Genomic DNA, 21441 nt, shown 5'->3' on the forward strand with positions numbered 1-21441 from the left:
AGTAAGACCCCTGAAAGACCATCAGGTTGATAGGTTAGAGGTGTAAGTGCAGTAATGTACTCAGCTGACTAATACTAATAGGTCGAGGACTTGATCAATATTAATTCACTGTGCAATTTTGAGAGAACAAAGTTCTTTCAAAGGAAACTCACTGAGCAGAGCTGAGGAGTACTGATTAATGACACTCTTGAACAGAAGCTCATGAGTAGCCGACCATCACAAAATCGAAGATTTTGGATGTCTGGCTATCTGGTGGTTATGGCTTGAAGGTAACACCCGTTCCCATTCCGAACACGAAGGTTAAGCTTCAAAGCGCCGATGGTACTGCACTGGTGACGGTGTGGAAGAGTAGGTCACCGCCGGGTTATATGGCTCCTTGGTCAAGCGGTCAAGACACCACCCTTTCACGGTGGTAACAGGGGTTCGATTCCCCTAGGAGTCACCATTAAATTTAAATTAAAATGCAGGTGTGGCGGAATTGGCAGACGCACTAGACTTAGGATCTAGCGCCTTTGGCGTGGGGGTTCGACTCCCTTCACCTGCACCAAATTTAAATTATAATTTATAAATATGCGGGTATGGTTCAATGGTAGAACGTCAGCCTTCCAAGCTGAACACAAGGGTTCGATTCCCTTTACCCGCTCCATTTTGCGTCTTTAGCTCAGCTGGATAGAGCAACGCCCTTCTAAGGCGTGGGCCAGGAGTTCGAATCTCTTAAGACGCACCAAACATTGGGATGTCGCCAAGCGGTAAGGCATAGCACTTTGACTGCTACATGCGTAGGTTCAAATCCTGCCATCCCAGCCATATTTTAAGAGTTATTTATTAAAAATAACTCTTAAAAAACTTTAAAAAATTATTAATATGGCTCCTTGGTCAAGTGGTTAAGACATCGCCCTCTCAAGGCGGGGTCAGGGGTTCAATTCCCCTAGGAGCTGCCAAAAGCATTTCGTTTTATAGCGAAATGCTTTTTTATTTTGTTAAAAATAAACATTGTGTATAAAACTATAATAATGTTATGATTAAAGACAAAATAATACACAGTGTTAATAAAAACTGTCCACATATGTGGAAAACATAAGGGATAATCTAATAGGAAGATTAATATAGAAACTTTTATACTTAAGAATCGGGGGAAAGATATGATATACAATAATAATATTATAACAGCAGAATTTATAAAAAGACCAAATAGGTTTGTAGCTTACGTTAAAATAAATGATAAAGAAGAGATAGTTCACGTACCTAATACAGGAAGATGCAGAGAAATACTGACTGTAGGCTCCACCGTAGTATTATCTGAAGGAAAAAATAAAGATAGAAAAACAAAGTACGATTTGATAGCGGGATACAAAGATAGTATGTTAATAAATATTGATTCACAGGTGCCTAATGCAGTAGTAGAAGAAGCTTTAAAAAATAGAAAGATTAGAACATTAATGAAATATCCAATAATACAAAGGGAAAAGTTTTTTGGAAATAGCAGATTCGATTTTAAGCTTTCCAATGGTGCAGGTGAAGAATATTATCTTGAGGTAAAAGGAGTAACTCTTGAAAATGAAGGTCATTGTATGTTTCCGGATGCTCCAACAGATAGGGGAAGGAAACACTTATTAGAATTAGTAGAGGTATGTAAAACTGGCAGGGGAGCAGGAGTATTATTTTTAATTCAGCTTAAAAGTGCAAAGACTTTTTCACCCCATAGAGATATGGATAAGGATTTTGCGGAGGCTCTTAGATTTGCAAAAGAGAATGGTGTAGATGTTTGGGCTTATGATTGTAATGTTGGGGAAAATTTCATAGAGTTAAATAAGAAAGTAAAGGTTATATTTTAAAGGTAGCATAAGAATTTAAAAATATATACTAAAAAATATATTTAGAATATAATATTATTATACTGTTGAGTTTGGGGGTAAGCTAATGAAATATAAGTTTTGTCCAAAATGCGGCGCTAAACTAAAAATGAGAAATAGCTTTGATGAAGGGGAAGTTCCTTATTGTGAAGTTGATAATATTATGTATTTTGATTTGCCTAAACCTTGTGTAGTAGTAGCAGTTATAAGAGATCATGAAATTCTTTTAATGAAGCAAAGTTATATTTATAAAGATTCTAAGGTCTTAGTATCAGGATATGTGACAGTAGGAGAGAATGTAGAAGAAACTGTTATAAGAGAAGTTAAAGAAGAGACAGGGATCACAATAAGTAATTTAAAGTATCTAGGAAGCGATGTTATTCCACCAGCAGAATTATTAATGCTTACTTTTATGGCAGAGTACGTTGAGGGAGAATTAGCTAAATCAGATGAAGTAGAATGGGTAGATTGGAGTAACCTAGAAGATGCACTAGATGAAATGAAAGAGGATGAAGTGGGTAAAAGAGTTGTTAGAAAAGTCCTAAAAGAAATAGGATATATTGGAGATAAATAATATAGTTGCGAATTAGAATTTAAAGATAAGTAATCTTGGAGGAATAAGAGTGTTAGATATTAAGAGTAATTGTAGTAAATGTATCGAGTTTAAAAATAATGAATGCGATGGTAAGGCAGAAGATTGTATTTGCAGAAAGTGTCCTAGAAATTTAGGACAATGTCTTACTGTAAAATATTGCAGAGAAACAGAATCTATAATTTATTAGTAGTAGAGCTATAAGTGAATGATAAAGCGTAGGATTAACAGTCTTACGTTTTTTTATTTAATAATGTTATTTAGTGGATTATATTATGATAACTTTGGGCAGAATATATTATAAAATATTATAAGGTCGGTGTAAAATAATGTTTTCTAATATGGATAATATGCTAGTAGCTCAAAATTGTATAGAATACAATCCAATGCATATAATAAGTTTGCTCAGTGTTTCTGCGCCATTAGAGAGTTGTACAAATTGTAAAAATTTCATAAAAGGAAAATGTTCTAAGGAATTACATAATGAAATTAAGGAAATGATAAATAGGAACTAGTTATTAAAAGGAGGAGATTTAATATGAAAAAAGAAAAAACTGATTTAAATCGCGTCGAAGCTAGTATGAATGGTACTAGTATATATAATCCTAAGGTGAGCAGCAGTATTTCTCAATGTCCTGAAGCTACTAGCCAGGTAAATATGACAATTGCAGTAAATTGTCCAGGATATGAACCATTTTTAAAAGATGGCATGGTAAATGGAGTTTGTTCAGTTAGCTGTGATAGTTGTAGAAACTTTCAAGATAATAAATGCGTAGTAAATTTATATGATAAGGTATTAGCAAGAATAGATGATAGTAAATAATATAATAACTTAACTGTGAAATAATTTTCACAGTTTTTTATTTTAATTGTAATAATTATATTTTAAAGGTCAGTTATAGTGTATAATATTTTGGATGAAGCTAAATAATTATTTAAGAATAATTCTTATACGATTAAAATATATAAAAGTTGAGGAGAAAAGAAATGGCACATTTTTTAGATAGAACTAAAAGAATAATAGGAGAAGATAATATAAAAAAATTAGAAAAAAGCAAGGTTGTAATTTTAGGAGTAGGTGGAGTAGGTGGATTTGCCGCTGAAGCTATTGCTAGAAGTGGAATAGGAAAAATAATAATAGTAGATAAAGACGAAATTGATGTAACAAATATTAATAGACAAATAATAGCCACTAATAGCACTATTGGAAGAGCAAAAGTTGAAGTAATGAGGGATAGAATTTTAGACATTAATCCTAATTGTGAGGTTATAGTACATAAAGTTTTTATTGATGAAAATAATATAGAAGAAATTATTCATAAGGATATAGATTATGTAATTGATGCAATAGATACTATATCATCAAAAATTTCTGTAGCAGTATGGTGTGAAAAAAATGATATGAAACTAATTAGCAGTATGGGAATGGGAAACAAACTAGACCCAACTAAGATTAAGGTATCAGAAATATACAAGACAAATGTATGTCCACTAGCTAAGGTTATGAGACAAGAGCTTAAAAAGAGAAATGTTAAAAAGTTAAAGGTAATATATTCTGAGGAACAGCCAATAAAGCCTATAATTAAAGAAGAAGAGATTAACATGAGAAAGAAGGCTCCAGGAAGCACTGCTTTTGTTCCATCTGTAGGAGGATTAATTATAGCTAGCCAAGTGATAAGAGATATAATTAATGAATAATATTATAGATTTCAAAGAGGAGCTAAGCTTATGGTTAAGATCAAAAACAAAATAGTTATTATATATATTTTTTTTATGATGATTTTATCAGCTATGTGCGATAATGTAAGAGGACCTTTTGTACCCATAATAAAACAGGAGTTCTCTGTAAATAATACGGGAATTGCTACTGCCATTATGGTGTGCTCTCTAGGTTATATGCTATTTACTTTTATTGGAGGAATTCTTTGCGAGAAGGTAGGGCAAAAGAGAGTATTTGATTATGGATTTATATTTATAATATTTGCATCAACAGTATTGTATTTTTCTAAATCCTTTGTTGTATACTTAATAGCTTTATTTTTACTGAATTCAGGACAAGCACTAGTATGCATAGGTACTAATACTTTAATTCCAATAATATCAATAGGCTTCCAGGCAATACTTATGAATTTGACGCATTTTTCATATGGCATTGGTGCAACCTTTACTCAAAGATTTACAGGAATATTGTTATACAATGGTGTAACCTGGAGACAAATTTATCTCCTTATAGCTATAATATCCGTTATTATTTTTATAGGATTTCTATTTGTTAAAATTCCTGAAGCTCATATATCAAAGAAAAATAGTATTAATCATAAAGAAGTATTTAAGAATAAATTAGTATATATGTACATGCTTGCAATGGGGTTCTATGTAGCTGCAGAAATGAATACAGGTAGTTGGTTTGTAAATTTTATGCATGACGTATATAAATATGATGAAAGAATGAGTTCTGCATATGCAGCCCTATTTTTTGGAGCCTTTACCCTAGGGAGATTGCTAGGAGGATTAGTTGTAGAAAAGATAGGACTCATAAAAAGTGTACTATACTCTGTAACATTGGGCACAATCCTTCAATTTATAGGGGTAATTTTTGGAGAAAGTTCAATGATAATAGTTTCTATTTCAGGGTTGTTCTTTTCAATAACTTTTCCAACTTTAGTTTTAAGCATAAGTAAGGTATTTAAACAAAATATATCCTATATTACAGGAATAGTAATAACCGCTGGTTCCTTAATGAGTATGTTAGTTAATCTGCTTATAGGAGTTATGAATGATTTAATAGGTGTTTATAAAACTTATTACGTAATACCTATATGCTTAGGATTATGTACTATATTTGTTTGTGTAATATATAAAAATACTACTGGAAATGGTATGTTAAATTTTAGGAGGAAGCAATGCTTAGAGAGATAAATGAAAAAGTAAAGTTTACTAATGTTAAAGGCAAAGAATATTTAATTCAGGATAAGTTCGGAATTAGCTTAGGAAGAATATACATAGTTGAACTAAACGAAGAAAATAAATATTGCCTTCTAAGAATAAGGTTTTATAAAAACAGCGATGAATACAAATTAGAATTAAAAAGTTCCTTAGATGCTATAATTAAATCATTAATATTAAATAAAAGATTACACAAGTTAAATATAATTGTAGATGAAGATGTGTTATCAAGTCCTTTTATTGAAATGGGATTTGCACTAGAAGGTGTATTATGGGATAGCTGTATTCACAATAATACCTTAAAAAACGAGTTTATATTTGGAATTGATTCTGATAAACTTAATCAAGCAAATAATATTAATATCTTAAGATTAACAGGAAAGAACCTAGATCTAAAAGTTTTAACACCAGAAGATGCTGTTAGCCTACTAGATTATTACAATAGAAATAAAAAATATCTAGAACCATATGAACCAAGCAGAAATAAAGATTTTTATACATTAGAAATACAAACAAAGGGACTAGAGGAATCTTATAAGCAGTACTTAAATGGAAGCAGTGCAAATTTTGGAATATATAAGGACAAAGCTTTAATTGGAAAAATCCAATTAAGTAATATTGTAAGAGGGGTATTTAAAAATGCCTTTGTAGGATATTCTATAGATGAAAAAGAACAAAATAAAGGATATATGAAAGAAGCCTTAGATCTAGTTTTGGATTACGCGTTTAATGATTTAGAGTTGCATAGAATAGAAGCAACTACCTTAGTAGATAATGAAAAATCTCAAAATGTGTTATTGGGTTGTGGTTTTAGGGAAATAGGTATTAGTAAAGAATATCTTTTTATAAACAATAAATGGAGAGATCACAAAATCTTTTACAGACTAAATCAGTAGAAGGAAACTTTTGTAAAATTTCCTTCTACTGATTTAAATGATATTAAGGGTTTATGAAAAAATACTCTGGATTATTTCAGGTCTGGCTGTTCGAAGCATCATATAGCCTATACCTGAAATTCCTTGAAAAAAGGAAGGATTCCAAAGCATAGTTTTATTTTTACCAAGGATTTCATAGTAGCCTTTTTCATTCTTACTATTAATTATATTTTGTAGAATTTCAAGGGCCTTATCCGAAATAGATGGATTGCAGGTAGCAAAAGAGGCTTGTAATAAAAATTCAACTCTACCTAATTTTCCGCAGCATAGGTGATCTTCTAATTCTAAACTCTTATTAGAAAGAGTGCTTAGAACTAATTTTATAGTTTCTAAGGAACTTTCTCTTTCCTTATAATCAGGTAGCCCAAGAAGAAGTGCCTGTACTATACCCATACCAGAAAGACCACCGCAAAGGCTTGTTGCTACTGAATTATTTTGATCAGCCACTGCATGAATCAACTCTATCTCACTATTAAGTCCATCCTTAAGTATAGTTTCTATTTCATTGTTACTACTTAACTCTAGCCATTTTGCAAGTGGATAGAGTATTCCGCTTTGGTCTGCGAGGCCAGTAGTTTTTTCAAAGCTTTTATCTATAGAAACGTGTTTAACCATATGGCCATGATGGAGAAGCTTTGTTGCTTTTCGGTTAATTAATTCTTTGCCGCACAAATCTGCAATTCTCAATGCAGTAGAATTCTTTGTTCTTTTGTAAATATTCACAGAGGCGTGTAGTAATCCAGCAATACCATTGAACCAATCCACCTTATCCTCATTTTTTATGATTTCCGGCGTAAGCTTTTCCAATAGAAAAAGAGCATCTTGAAGCAACTCGGGTTCTTCTAAATAATCTTCCATTAATGAAAGCACTTGTACTATGCCTGCCACACCATGACCCATACCAAGGGGAAGTCTTCCCACTGGAAGAGGATATTCTTTATTTTTCAAGCTTTCTCTCAATAAAAAGACTCCTTTAAGGGCAGACTCCTTTATCTCTTGCTTTTTAGTGATTTTATAAAGTGCAGAAAAGAAAAGAGAAATACCTAGGAATCCATCATAGAAATATAAATTCAAAGGTGCAATATTTATAACTTGGTTTCTTAAATTATGATGATAGCTTAATCCAATGTTATTTTCAAGGTTCTCACTGATAGCCTTTAGTAGAAAATCATTGTATAGTGCTTCTGCTTCTTCTATAAGATTTTCTTTTGAAATAGATGAAGCAGTTAAAGGATTGAAAGTTTCCTCCTTGCTATATGAATCTTCCAATCTGTGAGTTGTTCTATAGCGTATATACAAACTCTCCTCTATTAATTCTGTCTGAAGTAGCATATCCTTTTCGCTGAGGGAGGTTATTCTATCAAGAACGCGTTCAATAGCACTTGATTCAAAAAACTCCTCTGCAAGGAGACCATCATTATGATCCCAAATACCTGTTTCTTGAACATTTCCGAAAAACATAGGAATGTCTCTTTCCTCCATGGCTTTTCTTTCGGATAAAAATATAGGCCAAAGGTATTTTGATTTTTCTTCTTTAACGCCTAAAAAGTATGGGGCAGCAAAACGTTCGATTTCTGTGGAGTATAAAAATCCATCCTTTAAAAATCTTGGACTTGTAAGCTTATGTAGCATAAGTGCATAGACACGAGTTCCACGCATAAGGAACCTTACCTGAGCCTTATTAATAAATATTGTTTCCAGCCATTCTTTTGAAAACTGTTCTCTATTTTTTAGAAAGAATTTATAGGTATTTTTAAAACCTTCTAGCAGCTCACAGCTGTATTCCTTGGCTGGTACTTTTTTACCATCCATTACGGGAACACTCTGATGATGTTCACCTGTTAATGCACCAAGGTCAAGCCATACATCCTTCGATACAGGATACCAAACTGGGAGAATTCCTTGGGACAAAACTGAGCCTATAACCTTTCCGTTTGTTTTAAGTGATTGTGCAAGTTCACGAATTTCTTCATTAAAAAGTGTAACTTGATAAGAGAAGATAGTTTCTAAGTCTATTAAAATAGGATCCGCTCCTGAGGTTATAAGATTTTCTGCATGAAAGTCATTTCCACCAAGAACATATACCAAAGCAAACGATGCTCCTATATTTTTATAATATTCTCTTGCTTCTTCAAGGCTGTTTAAAGGTATATGAGTAATAAATTCTGACCAACCATGGTCATCAAAGCTTATTGTATTAGGGGCTTTTAATTTATATGGAAAGCCTTCTTCATAAAGTTTTTTAATCAATCGAATAAATAGTACATCTACTTCAAGTGATCTTGGCTTATATACAAGAGAAAGACCAGAGGAAAAGCCTATTAGAATTACACTTCTTCCCTTGTTATGAGCATCTCCCATATTTCCTTTTAAGCTTTGAATTTTTCCTGTTTCTACACCATTATTAAAAGAGGCCGCTATTTGTTCCTTATCTTGATAAAAATGCATGATAAGGGCATTCATATTTTCTAACCAATAATTAAGGTAAACAGTCATCAATCTTCCAAGCAGTGGATATTCCGTAAATACTTCAAGCCATCCACCACCAAGGAGATGATCTGCAAAAATGCCACGATAACGGCTGGCATTTTCAGCATTCATAGCCATGAGAAAACTCATGGATTCTTGTCGAAGAACAAAGAGCCTAAATCGCTCTTCCCAAACCTGTGAGAAAATCTGTATAAGAACATTTTCCAGTATTGAAGTCATATTTGCCAATGCTTCTTCAGTAAATAAAGCTGCATTATCACCTAGTTTTTCTAGTAAATGCTTCTCTGCATACTTAAGAAAGGGCATTAAGGAAACAAGCACTTCATTTTCTATAACCTTATCTCCAACTATGTTATTTCGAACACATGGAAAGCTTTCAAGCATTTCATCAAGGGTTGAAATATAGTATGGCAATTTTCCAAGGTATCTTCCATCAGAATCGCTTGCAGCTATTAGTGCCTGTTCCATAGAGATCTCCTCCATTTTTAAGCGCTGTAGAAAGCTCTTCTCTCCGCCCCGACCACTAGCATTTTTTTGCCACTGTAAAAGACGCTGTTCCTGCTTTTTTGAGATTTCCTTTTGAAAGTATTCTACCTTTCCGGCAAGTCTTTCATCTAAAAATGCAGCCTGAAATGCAATTTTATTCTTTTGTTCCTCTGTAAGTCTCATAAATCATCATCCTTTACAAATTAAATTTTGTATTTCAACCTCTCTCTATTTTTTTCTTATCTATCAACTCTTGAAAGCTATTACATTTGAAGTATGCATTATCTACCCAGAAATCATATTCTCCAGGCTTATGGATACGATTTGAGTAAATCATTTTCTTCATTTGCTGAAAGGTTTCCTCAAGATTGATATTGGATTTCAAATTTTTTCTGCCAGAAATATAGTCAGAAAGTGTTTGGGCTGCTTTTTCAACTCTTCTATTTAATTCATCCTCATTTAAAAACTTTCCCTGCATAAAGACATGTGTACTATAAGCTCCAACAGGTTTAAGACCCAAGGGATACATTATTTTAATAAGGAAATTTAAAACCTCCATCTCCCCTGTAGATGCAGTGGTAGTAAGAGCTATTCCAGGTTTCCCTGCAAGAGGCATCAAGTGCAGCCAATAACTTAACCTGTCTATAACTGTTTTCATTTGTCCTGAAACCTGATGAGCATATACAGGGCTGCCTAATATTATAAAATCTGCATCCAATAGTTTTTGCTTTAATGTTGGCATTTCATCTAATTTATCTGTAGGACAAATGCATTTGCGAAAACAGAGACAACAACCTTGGCAGTAGTCTAGTTTGATGTTATTAGAGGTAAGGATTTCATATTCAAAAGGTACATCACTCAATTCACTGGCTTTTTCAAATATTTTATGAGCAAACTGAGCTGTACAGGAAATTTTCCCTTGATTACTGCCGATAAAGGCAAATGCTTTTTTCATAAGCTCCTCCTTGTGGAAAATTTTACAACAGTTAAGCAGGATTATTGGTAATAAATCCTGCTTAACCAGCTTTTATATACTATTTAAATAATTTTTCAAGATAATGATCTATTACTAAAATATTTTACATAAGATTTAATTTAAATCAGTTTATTTGATAATTTGAGGGTCATTTAAGGTTAGTGTTATCGGTTGAGGAAATTGTGGTGACATTATTGGTGGGTTAAAGGTTGTAATATATGGTGGTGGTGCAGTTATGGTAATTGTTATAGTGATTGGCAATTGTAGTGATATTGCTGAACTGAGGAATAAATTACCACCTGCAACCTGCTCTAAGTCTTCTTCAGAAAGCTCTACGGAGCTGTTCTGTGATGGTGACTTACCTTTCATAGCTTTATTAATTTCATTTAAGTCTTCAGATGTTATGGCAATGCCTGCTTCTCCTGCAATACGAATTATTTCTTCTACATCAGTTTGTGACATAACAAGCTCAGCAAAAGACTTGTTCTCAATTAATTTGCTGATGAACTGACCAACAGGGGTATCTTTAGGAATATTCTTAAGGCTTTCTTCTCTAAGGGCTTCATTTACAGCATCAATATCCTCAACAGTTAATTGAATACCTTCAGCCTTTGCAGCTTCAACAACTTCCTCACGAGTTTTCATAGCTGAAATTTTTTGTATAAAAGATCCATCCTCTTTAGCTTTAAGTAAAAATTGTTCTACTTGACTATTCATTATTGTACCCTCCTTGTATAGTTTATTTTTTTATTTGATCTAGTGAGTAAGCAATTGAAATTAGTATTTTAGCTATTAACTTGGGATATTACATTATCTATTGACTTGGCTACTGAGGCAATAGCTGTAGCAAGTGTAGCTCCTACTGAGGCTGCAGTTGCCGCTGTTATTGCTGCAGAAGATACAGTTGCAGCTGACATTATAGAGAATGTAACTGCAGATGTTACAATTTCAGTAATGCTAGTGCCTAAAAAGCCACCTGCAACTTGTTCTAAGTCTTCTTCTGAAAGTTCACCATAGCTTGGTTGAACTGGTGCAGCACCTGACATGGTACCTATGATCTTGTTAATTTCACTTAGGTCTTCAGCTGTAATGTCAATGCCTGATTTTTTTGAAACGCGAAGAACTTCCTCTACATCAGTTTGTGACATAACAAGTTCTGCAAAAGACTTGTCTTCAATCAATTTACTTATGAACTTACCAACAGGGGTATCTTTAGGAATATTCTTAAGCCTTTCTTCTCTTAAGGCTTCATTTACTGTATCAATATCCTCAACAGATAATTCTATACCTTCAGCCTTTGCAGCCTCAACGATTTCTTTACGGGTTTTTAAAGCAGCAATCTTTTGTATAAAAGCAGGATTTTCTTTTGACTTAAGTATAAATTGTTCTACTGGATTACTCATAGTAACTTCCTCCTCGTAATATATAAATAAATTATCAGGAATAGGGTTGCTAGATAATTTATTATTGATTTTAATCAATTTGTTTAGTTATTTGCTATTATATGATACTAAGGTTGAGGTTAAGGTTGAAGCAGCACTAAAATCTACTGAAGCAGTTATTGACAATGAAGACAAAGCTGTAACTGATGTGATAGAGAAAGTAGCAGAAGGAACTATAGATTCTGTTATACTATAATTTAAAAAACCACCTGCAACTTGTTCAAGGTCTTCTTCTGAAAGCTGACCGTAGCTTGGGTGTGTTGGTGAAGCTACGGACAATGCAGCAATGGTTTTATTGACTTCGAAAAGGTCTTCTACTGTAATGGAAATTCCTACTTCATTTGCGATACGCAATACTTCCTCTATTTCAGTTTGTAGCATTACTAGCTCAGCAAAATTTTTATTCTCAATCATTTTGCTTATAAATTTAATAGCTGGTGTCATCTTAGTAACAGTATTAAGGTTTTCTTTCCTAAGGGCTTCATTTATAGCATCAATATCTTCAACAGTCAATTGTATTCCCTCAGTTTTTGCAGCACAAATAACTTCTTCGCGAGTTTTCATCCTTGAAACTTTCTCAAGGAAGGCAGGATCCTCTTTTGATTTAGTTACAAATTGTTCTACTGGATCACTCATGGTAATTTCCATGCTATTTTAGATTGTCTTCTAAAGTATTAACTACAAAGTTAGTGATTGGATTTACAATTGGATCTACTACATGTTGAACAGACACCATGGTAACGGCTGATAATGATAGCATAGATACAGTTGCTGATGTTATTGTATATGCCACAGACTTAGTTATAACGTTTGATATAGTACCACCTGCAACTTGTTCTAAGTCTTCTTCTGAAAGCTCACCGTAGTTTTGTTGTGCTGGAGCAACACCTGCTAGAGCAGCGATGGTTTTATTGGCCTCAGCTAGGTCTTCAGCTGTTAGTGAAATGCCTGATTCCTTAGCAATGCGGATTACCTCTTCTGATTCAGTTTGTGCCATGATTTTTTCAGCAAAAGACTTGTCTTCAATCATCTTATTGATGAACTGACCAGCTGGTGTATCCTTTAGAATACTCTTAAGGGTTTCCTGTTTAAGAGTTTCATTTACAGCATCTATATCCTCAACAGTCAATTGAATGTCTTCAGTCTTTGCTGCCTCAATAATCTCCTCACGAGTTTTCATAGCTGCAATCTTCTGCATAAAAGCTGCGTCCTCTTTACATTTAAGTACAAATTTTTCTACAGGATTACTCATAATAATTTCCCCCTTATAACTTATATTTATATTATTTAAATTTTAAACATAACTAATTATTTTTAGGATTATTGCAAACCATCAATATGCCATCGTATCCCTTATAACTGCAAAAACAGCAGTATTTGGATCTAGTCATTTCACCATCGAGACCATCTTTTGCAGTGAATTCATGACAGGTAGAGTAAGCAGAGATAACCCATTTACCACTCCAAGTTGCAACTCCACCCAGGATATTATCCAGTATATCCTCAGATAGAGGACTATTTTCTTCCAGATGCAGTATTTTTTTTGGGGATTCCTCTGACATTTTAAATCCTCCTGATACTTTTAATTATTACTAATTCATTATTTAATAAAACAATAACATGATAATATTACAAATCTAAGGAGTTTTGTTACGGCAGTGTAAAAATATAAAAAACAAAAAATGATGTAAAAATACAAGTTTTTCTTTGTTAAGACTTAATTTCTTGAAAATTCTTTAATTATAAAATATAATTGTCATATAAAGTAAGTTTTTGAAAGGGGAGGTGTCCCATTGGGAAAAACAATAATGATAGTTGATGATGATTCATCTGTAAGCAGATTGATAAAAGCTGCGTTAGAGGGTAATGGGTATAAGACCATGGCTTTTGCTTCAGGAGAGGATGCTCTTGAGGAGCTTTCATTAAAACAGGTGGATGGTATCATATTAGACATTATCCTTCCAGGAATAGATGGACTTGAGGTTTTAAAAAAGATAAGAGCAAATTCTTGTTATAAAAAAATTCCTGTTATCATGTTGACAACTAAGAGTGGAGAAATTGAAACCGTATTGGGGCTTGAATTAGGAGCAGATGATTATTTAAGCAAACCGGTAAGGTATCATGAATTGTTGACAAGAATGAAAAAGATATTTATGAAAATGGACATGCAACCTAAGACAGAGGAAAATTTCGTTGAAATTCATGGCATCAAAATTGATTTAGACTCTAGAGAAGCTTATTGTAACAATATATTTGTTCCAATGACATATATGGAATATGAGCTCTTGCAGCTTCTTGTTAGAAACCCAGGTAAAGTTTTTACTCGGGAACAGCTACTGGATTTATTATGGTCTGATAGCTTCTGCATAGAAACTCGTACGGTGGATGTGCATATTAGAAGAATTAGACAAAAGCTGGAGGAAAGCGGAATAAACCCACATATAATTGAATCCGTTAGAAGTGTGGGATACCGCCTTTCTTCCAAAGCAATATAAGATTACTAATATAATTTTTTAGACAATTGATTTTTAATGTTTTCAAGTTCATGGGAGAGAGGAACTATATTTTCAACTACTAAAGCATAAGATGAAATCAGATTTTCTAAGTTCTGATTTCTGGCGTAAGTTTCCATTTGCCTAAGTGTATCAACGAAGCTTTTGCATTGAAATATAGATACTGTACTTGCAAACCTATGAATTTCTTTTTCAGCATCCGAGAAATTGGAATTCTCTATATGATTTTTTATTCTTTGAAGAGTTAGAGCATATCCTTGCAAGAATTCATCAAGAATTTCACTCATTATATCTTCACCATAGAGGGATGCTTCCTCTAAAAATATATCTTTTTCAATCCATTGGCTTGTTGATGGATTCTTTATTGCTTTTTTTGTTTTTTTCAAAACAAAACTTTTTTTTGCTGACTTTAGGGTATAAATCAACTCTTTTTCATTCACTGGTTTTGAAAGATAATAGTCCATTCCAGATGAGAGCAGTTTTTCACGTTCACCAACAATGGCAGAAGCGGTAAGAGCTATAATAGGTATATGTGCTCCAGTTATATATTCATCTCTTCGAATTATTCTAGTAGTTTCTATACCGTCTAAATTTGGCATATTTTTATCCATCAGGATACAGTCAAATTTATGTAGCTTTAACTCTTCTAGAACTCCAATTCCATCTGAAACTATGGTAACTTCGCAGCTAAGATATTTTAAAATTGAATTGATATATTTGCGGCTAATTTCATCATCTTCAGCTACAAGGATACGATAACCTGTAAGTTTTTCAATTGACTGATATTCTTCTTCCCCTGAGCTTGTATCATGAACTACAATAGCTTCTGGTAATTTTAGATATACCTTGCAGGTAAAGGTGCTTCCTATATCAAGTTTACTTTTTACTTTAATAGTGCCATTCATCATCTCTACAAGTTTCTTTGTAATTGAAAGCCCTAATCCTGTGCCACCAAATCTTCTGGCTGTACTGCTATCTGCTTGAGTAAAATCTTGAAAAATATAGTCCAATTTTTCTTCTGATATTCCAATTCCAGTGTCTCTTACAGTAATCTCTAAAACTCCAGTAGTATCTTCAATTTTTTCAGAAGACACCTCCATTTCTACTTTACCTTTTTCTGTAAATTTAATTGCGTTGCTGAGAAGGTTTATAATAATTTCCTTTATTCTTAGAGGATCTCCCTTTAAGAACTCAAGTGATCCCTCTTTCACAGAACAGGAAAGATTGATTCTCTTTTCCTTAGCTTTAAGAGCAAAGGCAGGCAGCAGCTCTTGAATCATATGGACTAAATTGAAATTCTGTTCTTCTAGATCAATTTTATTAGCTTGTATTTTTGAAAAATCAAGTATATCATTTATAATTGCAAGAAGAGATTGGGCAGAATGAATAATTGCATCTACACTCTCTTTTTGTTCACCGTCAAGTCTGCTCTTTTGAAGCATACTAGCCATACCAATTACTCCATTAAGAGGAGTACGCATCTCATGACTCATGTTAGCTAGAAAACTGTTTTTTGCACGGTCTGCATTTTCAAGTTTTTTATTTGCATTTTCTAGTTCATTATTTTTTAATTTAAGCTCCAGTGTTCTTTCATCTACCATTTTTTCAAGATTTTGATACAGCTTAGCGTTTTCTATGGAAATAGCTAACTGTGAAGCAAAAATTTTTAGTATCTTCATATGTTGCCTAGTAAAAACACCATTGATTAAATCATTCTCCAAGTAAAGGATTCCTACTAGATTACGTTTAGATTCTATAGGCATACATAACAGTGAAAGAGACTCTTTTTCATTAGAAAGATTATCATCAGTAAAGTGCCTTATTTCTTCAGTATTGTTTAATATAATAGTTTCTCGCGTGTTAACCACATAGTTTATAAGTTTTTCTAAAATTTCGCTATTTTCTTTTAAAGGAACGGCTTTTTTTAATTCTATACTGCTATCCATAACAGTTCCCTGAGCTTCAACAAATAATTCTCCATTGGTTTCCATTATGAAAAATGCTTTCCTAGCTCCTGAGTTTTGTAAGACTATGCTTAGCATTTTTTTTAGAAGCTCTGACAGCACAATTTCCTCAGATATAGCTTGGCTACCTCTTATTATTGTTTCTAGATCAAGGAACTGATGGGAATCAAAATTTTCGGTAGCTTTAAATTTATCTACATTTGTGTGTTGCTCCATGCCCATGAAGCTTCTTTTCAAGGTATATTGCAACTGTTTTGCCTTGGATGGACATCCCCATTTTGTATAACAAGCAATTCCAGCTTGTGCGTATTTTGAGGCATCATGGCTTCTTCCAAGGGAATACAGCATTTTTGCAGCAAGTTCATTTCCAAGTGCTTCCTCTTGAAGAAAACCATTTTTCCCTGCTGATTTAATGGACATATTAAAATACTGTATTGCCAGTTCGTAATTTCCATAAATGCGGGCTTCTTCAGCTTTTATAAGATAATACTTGTTTTCATTATTTTCAGGTGCATCTTTATAGAAGCTTTTTACTTTCTTAAGAAAATATTTAGCTTTACCACTGTATAAACGTTTTTTTGTTTTTTCAGAAGATATGGACATAAATTTAAGGTTAATAAGAGCACTATAGAAATTTAGTACAGGAATACAGAAGGTACCTATGGCTCCCTTAAGATTTACCTCAGCATTTTTCAAATTATTTATTGCTTCTTCATATTGTCCGAATAGATAAGCAATTACCATTTTATTAAAATATATATTAAAGGTAACGGCCTTATCGTTTACCTCCTCATAAGCAAGCAATTCAGCCTTCTCATCATAGTAATGCCCTTGTATTTCCCATGGAACCTTTGAGCCTTCCATTAAATTTTCAATTCCTTGTAGGTACATGAAGCATATAGAAATAGGTATTCTATTCCCGGTTATAAGCAAGTCTTCTTTATATTCTAGTGTGACTTTATAGATGGTGCTTAGCTCTAATCCGGCTAGGTACATATAGACAAGATGCTGCATAATTACATAACCTGCTGAATTAAGATCTCCTGTATGAAGTCCCTTTTGATGGTTTTCAGGAAAACTATTTAGTGTATTTCTTAGAGGTTCTTTATTATGCCTAAGTAATATTTCAAAAATTAGATTAACTTTGCATTCATAAGCTTTTGACTTCATGGTATTTTGAAGATCAATGGCAAGTCTTCCAAATTGGTATCCCGTTTCTCTTTTATTTAAATAGGAACAGAGAAAATGGCCATATGCAGTATAGGAGGCTGGGCTTAAAGGAGAGTTTCCATATTTTATTGAAATTTCTACTATATTCAATGTTATTATAAGAAAAACCATTTCTGAGTCAGTGTAGGCTGCAAGACCTGCACTGGCCAAAATTCTCATAATTGCGAGCATAGTTCCATCTCTCATTGGAGGCATGCTCTTTAAGTCTTCAAAAGTACGTCCTATTAGTGCAAATTTAATCTTAAAATATCTTATAGATATGTCTAAAGTGGTAGGATTTACAGGTAAATTGACATTGAAAAGACTTAAAACATATCTTGCCTCATCTACTGCTTCCTTTAGCTTGTTTTCAACTGTTAAATGTTCAATTCTAATCTCATAGATTTTACATTTATCAAGAAGGGTTCTGCCATTTTCAAGAACCTCATTGCCATACTTTTTCATAAGTTCAACTTGTCCAGAGGCGTAAGCTGCAGTGGTTGCTTCTGTAAGAAGGCTCAGGGTCAATTCATAATGTTTTAACCATCCTTCTGAACCTAAGGTTTCTATTCCTCTCTTAAAATATTCCAGTGCCCTATCGTAGGCATAGAAACTAGCAGCTCTTTTACCAGATGCTAAATTAAGTTTAGTAAGAAAAAGAATCTCCATTTTCTCTTTAAAAATATCTTCTGCTTGATTTAAGTGCTCTGTTATTTCAAATAAATTTTCATTCTCATCTATATTGTTACCGCTTTTTTCTAGTAGGTACATTCCAATTCCATAATGAATTTCAGATCTCTGAATTATATTTATCAAGGAGTAAACTGCTTGTTTAACCCTGTCGTGTGAAAAACAAAAGGTATCAGTAGTATTTCCTATATCCTTTGAATAAATATCAGATTGACTCAAACGGATGAAACCTTCATATGAGGAATTTTGCAGAGCATTTGAAACTTCTTCATAAGGTAGATCTAAAATATTTGAAATGGTGACTGCTTCGAAGTTATTATGCATACATGCAGCAACCTTAAGTGCCTCTATAGCTTCTATATTTAGTTTTTTAAGTTTTCTGATCAGTATATCGGAAAGAGCATTACCAAAGCTGGTGATGCCCAATTGATCCAAATTGATAGTCCATTTTTTTTCCTTTCCTGCATAAATGAGAATTCCTTCATCTTTATAAGATTTTATAAGCTGCTGGAGGAAAAAAGGATTTCCACCAGATTTTTCAAAGCACAGACTTGAAAAACTCTCAATATCCTGATTCCAATGCTGGAATAATGATCCTACTAATTGACTAACCTCTTGTAAAGTTAAAGGCTTCAGGGTAATTATTTGCTCACTAGTCATGCTTTTAGAGAGTTGAGTTAAAATAGACCAGAGGGGATGATTGGAATCTACTTCATTGTTTCTGTAAGTTCCAACAAAAAGAATAGGGAAATTTTCTTTGTTATTTAATAAGTACTGAAGCAGCTTGATACTATTTATATCAGCCCACTGTAAATCATCCAGAAATAAGAGTATAGGTCTATCTTTTGAAACAGCATGAAAAAAACGAATGAAAGCACTATGGAGTATGCTTTGGGCCTCGTTAAACATAAATAATTCAGAGTGTTTCTGTGGTCCTATAATAAGTTCTAGTTTTGGGAAAATTTTCGTAATCATACTGGCATTTGAGTCAAGAGCTTGGATAAATTTATCTTTCCACAGAGCAACCTGTTCCTTGCCTTGAACCAATATTTCATTAAAATAATTATCAAATGCCTGAACAAAAGATGAGTAGGGAGTGTTATTATTGTATTGGTCATACTTACCGTGAATAAAAATATATCCAGAGCTTTTGATTAAAGTACCTATGGTATTAACTAAGGTAGTCTTCCCAACTCCTGAATAACCAGAAACCATAATAATTTTTGAAGTATTGTCCATTTTAACCGATTCAAAAGTATCCATTAAAATTTTAATTTGAGTTTCTCGTCCAAAAATTTTTTCATCAGGGAATAATTCTCCACAAACATTTCTTTTGCATGGAATAAATTCTTTTATCTTATATTTTTCATCTTTAAATTCGAGTCTATTTAAGCATTCTTTCAAATCGCATTTTAACTCATGTGAGGTTTCATATCGTTTTTCTAATTTTTTTTCAAGCAGTATTCCTATAATATCAGACAAAATCTTAGGAATCTCTGGGTTTAAAAGACAAACAGGAACTGGCTCCTTTGCAATATGGAAGTGTATTATCTCTATGGGATCTTCAGATTCAAAAGGCCGCTTTCCAGTTAGCATCTCATAAAGAATAATCCCAAGAGAGTACAAGTCAGATCTACAATCTATTTTACAGTTTATTCTTCCGGTTTGTTCCGGCGAAATATATGCCACTTCATAACTGCTTTGCATTTCTCCCAAAGATTTTTTGTTGTCAAAGGTGGTCATAGAAGTAGCCAAATTTCCTTTAAAACCAGTAAGTTTGATAATTTCTGCATCCCAATTTACAAAGATATTATCTGGTTTTATATGTAAGTGTAAAATATTTGCATTATGTAAATATTCTACAGATTCTGCTAATTTTATGGCAAGTTTTAGAAATTTTTTAACTGAAAAGCTTTTATTCTTTAATATATTGTAAAGTATATCACTACCGAAATCCTCTAAAATCAGTATTGGATCCACTTTGTAGCTTATGATATTCAAAAGTTTTACAATTCCATCATGATTAAGTTTTTTGCTAGCATCTAATTCATTCATAAAAAAAGAAAATTTGTCTTCCTTAGTATTTTTGTTGGTAAACTGTTTTAAGATAACAGGAATTTGATCTTCTTCACTGAAGGACTTATAAAAAATGAAATCTTGATTTTCAAATATTTTAGTGGGGGCTTTAAACCCTGTAAAACTTTCCAACTTAAATCACCTCCATATCTAGATTATAATATACTTCTCTTATATTTCAATGAAAGGTTGAGTTCTAGAAGTGATTCTATAATCCATTAATTAATTTGTTTACACTGCTGTAACAAATCTACGAGGATTTGTAATATTCCCATGTTACTCTTTTAGTTATAGAAGAATATTGATGACGATTATTAGGATAAGATTGTCATATTTATGAAATATATAAATCAGGAGGTAACAATATGGATAACAACATATTTAGAAAGTCATCACTTGAAAGAATATCTTCACCAGAACAGCTAAATGAGTATATTAAAATTACTAATCCTAGCGTTTGGGGAGTTGTATTCGCATGTATGGCTATATTAGTTGCACTGGCCTTTTGGTCAGTTTTTGGAAGCATACCTGAATCTGTACAAACAAGGGGAGTCATTTTCCCTGAAAATGGTGTTACTAAGGTAATATCTCAGGCCAGCGGAAGAGTAACAGATGTGAGGGTAAAGACCGGAGATTTTGTACAAAGTGGTCAGATAATTGCAGTTGTTCCTCAGGATGCCATATTGAACGAAATAAAACAACTGAAGGCTCAAAATAATGTGAATACAGAAATGCTTTTAGCATTAATGTCTGAATATGAAAGAACATCTGTAATAGTAGCTCCAGTTTCTGGTGTTGTTCTTGATGTAATAGGATCACAGGAGATGGTTTCAGCAAATCAGGCTGTTGCAAATATAGTAAAAAGTGAAAAGTACTCTAATGATAAGCAAGTTATATGTTATATACCAACAGGAACTGCAAAGAAGCTCAGAGAAGGAATGGAGGTTCAAGTTTCACCGGACTTTGCATCTAGAGAAGAGTATGGATATATGTACGGTCGTATTGCAAGTATAGGGTCTTATTCTGTGACAGAAGCAAATATTCTATCTACCCTTGGAAGCAAACAGTATGCAGTAGGCATAGTGCCTCAGGATAACTCAGTTGAGGTAAGAATTAATCTTACTGTAGATCCAAATTCAGCGGAAAAGATAAAATGGTCTAATGAAAAGGGGGAAAGCATAAGGCTTGATATTGGAACAAAGTGTAATATGCTTATTATTGTAAATAATATGCCCCCATACAAGCTTATATTTAATTAAAGAGGCGGTG

17 protein-coding genes, 6 tRNA genes and 2 rRNA genes are annotated in these 21441 nt (G+C 33.0%); 17 read left to right on the top strand and 8 right to left on the bottom strand.

The annotated features are described in order from the left end of the window. The 15 genes from CLHOM_RS07305 to CLHOM_RS07380 all read left to right on the top strand — a co-directional run. Positions 1 to 98: ribosomal RNA gene (locus tag CLHOM_RS07305) — 23S ribosomal RNA — on the top strand; the annotation flags it as partial. 150 nt (positions 99 to 248) lie between these two features. Continuing rightward, positions 249 to 365, top strand: a 5S ribosomal RNA gene (rrf, locus tag CLHOM_RS07310). A 5-nt stretch (positions 366 to 370) separates the two neighbouring features. Further along, positions 371 to 445 (top strand) — tRNA-Glu (locus CLHOM_RS07315). Between the two features lie 18 nt (positions 446 to 463). Then, a tRNA-Leu gene (locus CLHOM_RS07320) sits at positions 464 to 547 on the top strand. A gap of 25 nt (positions 548 to 572) precedes the next feature. Continuing rightward, positions 573 to 646: transfer RNA gene (locus CLHOM_RS07325), tRNA-Gly, on the top strand. Between the two features lie 4 nt (positions 647 to 650). After that, positions 651 to 727: transfer RNA gene (locus CLHOM_RS07330), tRNA-Arg, on the top strand. 5 nt (positions 728 to 732) lie between these two features. Then, positions 733 to 807 (top strand) — tRNA-Gln (locus tag CLHOM_RS07335). Between the two features lie 59 nt (positions 808 to 866). After that, positions 867 to 941, top strand: a tRNA-Glu gene (locus tag CLHOM_RS07340). Positions 942 to 1142: 201 nt separating this feature from the next. Further along, a complete protein-coding gene (sfsA, locus tag CLHOM_RS07345) occupies positions 1143 to 1835 on the top strand; it encodes a DNA/RNA nuclease SfsA (RefSeq protein ID WP_052221053.1) in 693 nt (230 codons plus the stop codon). A gap of 85 nt (positions 1836 to 1920) precedes the next feature. After that, positions 1921 to 2427 (top strand): NAD(+) diphosphatase, encoded by a 507-nt coding sequence (locus CLHOM_RS07350; RefSeq protein ID WP_052221054.1) that lies wholly within the window; start codon positions 1921 to 1923, stop codon positions 2425 to 2427. Between the two features lie 49 nt (positions 2428 to 2476). Then, on the top strand, positions 2477 to 2635 hold the full coding sequence (locus tag CLHOM_RS18485) for a hypothetical protein (protein WP_052221055.1): 159 nt from the start codon (positions 2477 to 2479) through the stop codon (positions 2633 to 2635). Positions 2636 to 2983: 348 nt separating this feature from the next. Beyond that, complete coding sequence (locus CLHOM_RS07365; RefSeq protein ID WP_052221057.1) at positions 2984 to 3268, top strand: hypothetical protein; 285 nt, start codon at positions 2984 to 2986, stop codon at positions 3266 to 3268. Positions 3269 to 3432: 164 nt separating this feature from the next. Continuing rightward, positions 3433 to 4143 (top strand): tRNA threonylcarbamoyladenosine dehydratase, encoded by a 711-nt coding sequence (locus CLHOM_RS07370; RefSeq protein ID WP_052221058.1) that lies wholly within the window; start codon positions 3433 to 3435, stop codon positions 4141 to 4143. A 30-nt stretch (positions 4144 to 4173) separates the two neighbouring features. After that, positions 4174 to 5364, top strand: coding sequence for an MFS transporter (locus tag CLHOM_RS07375; protein WP_052221059.1), 1191 nt, complete (start codon positions 4174 to 4176; stop codon positions 5362 to 5364). After that, the gene (locus CLHOM_RS07380; protein ID WP_052221060.1) at positions 5349 to 6287 is read left to right on the top strand and encodes a GNAT family N-acetyltransferase; all 939 of its coding nucleotides are present in this window, start codon (positions 5349 to 5351) and stop codon (positions 6285 to 6287) included. The genes CLHOM_RS07375 and CLHOM_RS07380 overlap by 16 nt, the downstream gene beginning before the upstream one ends. A gap of 51 nt (positions 6288 to 6338) precedes the next feature. Here the strand turns inward: CLHOM_RS07380 and lanM are convergent, their stop codons facing one another. The 7 genes from lanM to CLHOM_RS07415 form a co-directional block, all read right to left on the bottom strand. Beyond that, positions 6339 to 9485: a type 2 lanthipeptide synthetase LanM gene (gene lanM / locus CLHOM_RS07385; RefSeq protein ID WP_052221061.1), complete on the bottom strand. Its 3147-nt coding sequence runs from the start codon at positions 9483 to 9485 to the stop codon at positions 6339 to 6341. Positions 9486 to 9519: 34 nt separating this feature from the next. Beyond that, entirely contained in the window at positions 9520 to 10257 is a 738-nt protein-coding gene (locus CLHOM_RS07390) for a flavodoxin family protein (RefSeq protein WP_052221062.1), read from the bottom strand. A 150-nt stretch (positions 10258 to 10407) separates the two neighbouring features. Then, a complete protein-coding gene (locus CLHOM_RS07395; protein ID WP_052221063.1) occupies positions 10408 to 10995 on the bottom strand; it encodes a Nif11-like leader peptide family RiPP precursor in 588 nt (195 codons plus the stop codon). 68 nt (positions 10996 to 11063) lie between these two features. After that, positions 11064 to 11681, bottom strand: a complete 618-nt coding sequence (locus CLHOM_RS07400; RefSeq protein WP_052221064.1) for a Nif11-like leader peptide family RiPP precursor — start codon at positions 11679 to 11681, stop codon at positions 11064 to 11066. Positions 11682 to 11768: 87 nt separating this feature from the next. Next, positions 11769 to 12368, bottom strand: a complete 600-nt coding sequence (locus CLHOM_RS07405) for a Nif11-like leader peptide family RiPP precursor (protein WP_052221065.1) — start codon at positions 12366 to 12368, stop codon at positions 11769 to 11771. A 1-nt stretch (position 12369) separates the two neighbouring features. After that, positions 12370 to 12972: a Nif11-like leader peptide family RiPP precursor gene (locus tag CLHOM_RS07410; RefSeq protein WP_052221066.1), complete on the bottom strand. Its 603-nt coding sequence runs from the start codon at positions 12970 to 12972 to the stop codon at positions 12370 to 12372. Positions 12973 to 13024: 52 nt separating this feature from the next. After that, positions 13025 to 13282 (bottom strand): hypothetical protein, encoded by a 258-nt coding sequence (locus CLHOM_RS07415; protein ID WP_052221067.1) that lies wholly within the window; start codon positions 13280 to 13282, stop codon positions 13025 to 13027. A 231-nt stretch (positions 13283 to 13513) separates the two neighbouring features. On the opposite strand from CLHOM_RS07415, the gene CLHOM_RS07420 reads away from it, so the two are divergent. After that, positions 13514 to 14215, top strand: coding sequence for a response regulator transcription factor (locus CLHOM_RS07420; protein ID WP_074782984.1), 702 nt, complete (start codon positions 13514 to 13516; stop codon positions 14213 to 14215). A 5-nt stretch (positions 14216 to 14220) separates the two neighbouring features. Here the strand turns inward: CLHOM_RS07420 and CLHOM_RS07425 are convergent, their stop codons facing one another. Beyond that, positions 14221 to 20304 carry an ATP-binding hybrid sensor histidine kinase/response regulator gene (locus CLHOM_RS07425; RefSeq protein ID WP_052221068.1) on the bottom strand — a complete coding sequence of 2028 codons (6084 nt, stop codon included), beginning with the start codon at positions 20302 to 20304 and terminating at the stop codon, positions 14221 to 14223. A gap of 233 nt (positions 20305 to 20537) precedes the next feature. On the opposite strand from CLHOM_RS07425, the gene CLHOM_RS07430 reads away from it, so the two are divergent. Continuing rightward, positions 20538 to 21431 carry an HlyD family efflux transporter periplasmic adaptor subunit gene (locus CLHOM_RS07430; protein ID WP_052221069.1) on the top strand — a complete coding sequence of 298 codons (894 nt, stop codon included), beginning with the start codon at positions 20538 to 20540 and terminating at the stop codon, positions 21429 to 21431. The last annotated feature ends 10 nt before the right edge of the window (positions 21432 to 21441 follow it).

The sequence above is a fragment of the Clostridium homopropionicum DSM 5847 genome (assembly GCF_001263795.1).
GTDB classification, from domain to species: domain Bacteria; phylum Bacillota; class Clostridia; order Clostridiales; family Clostridiaceae; genus Clostridium_H; species Clostridium_H homopropionicum.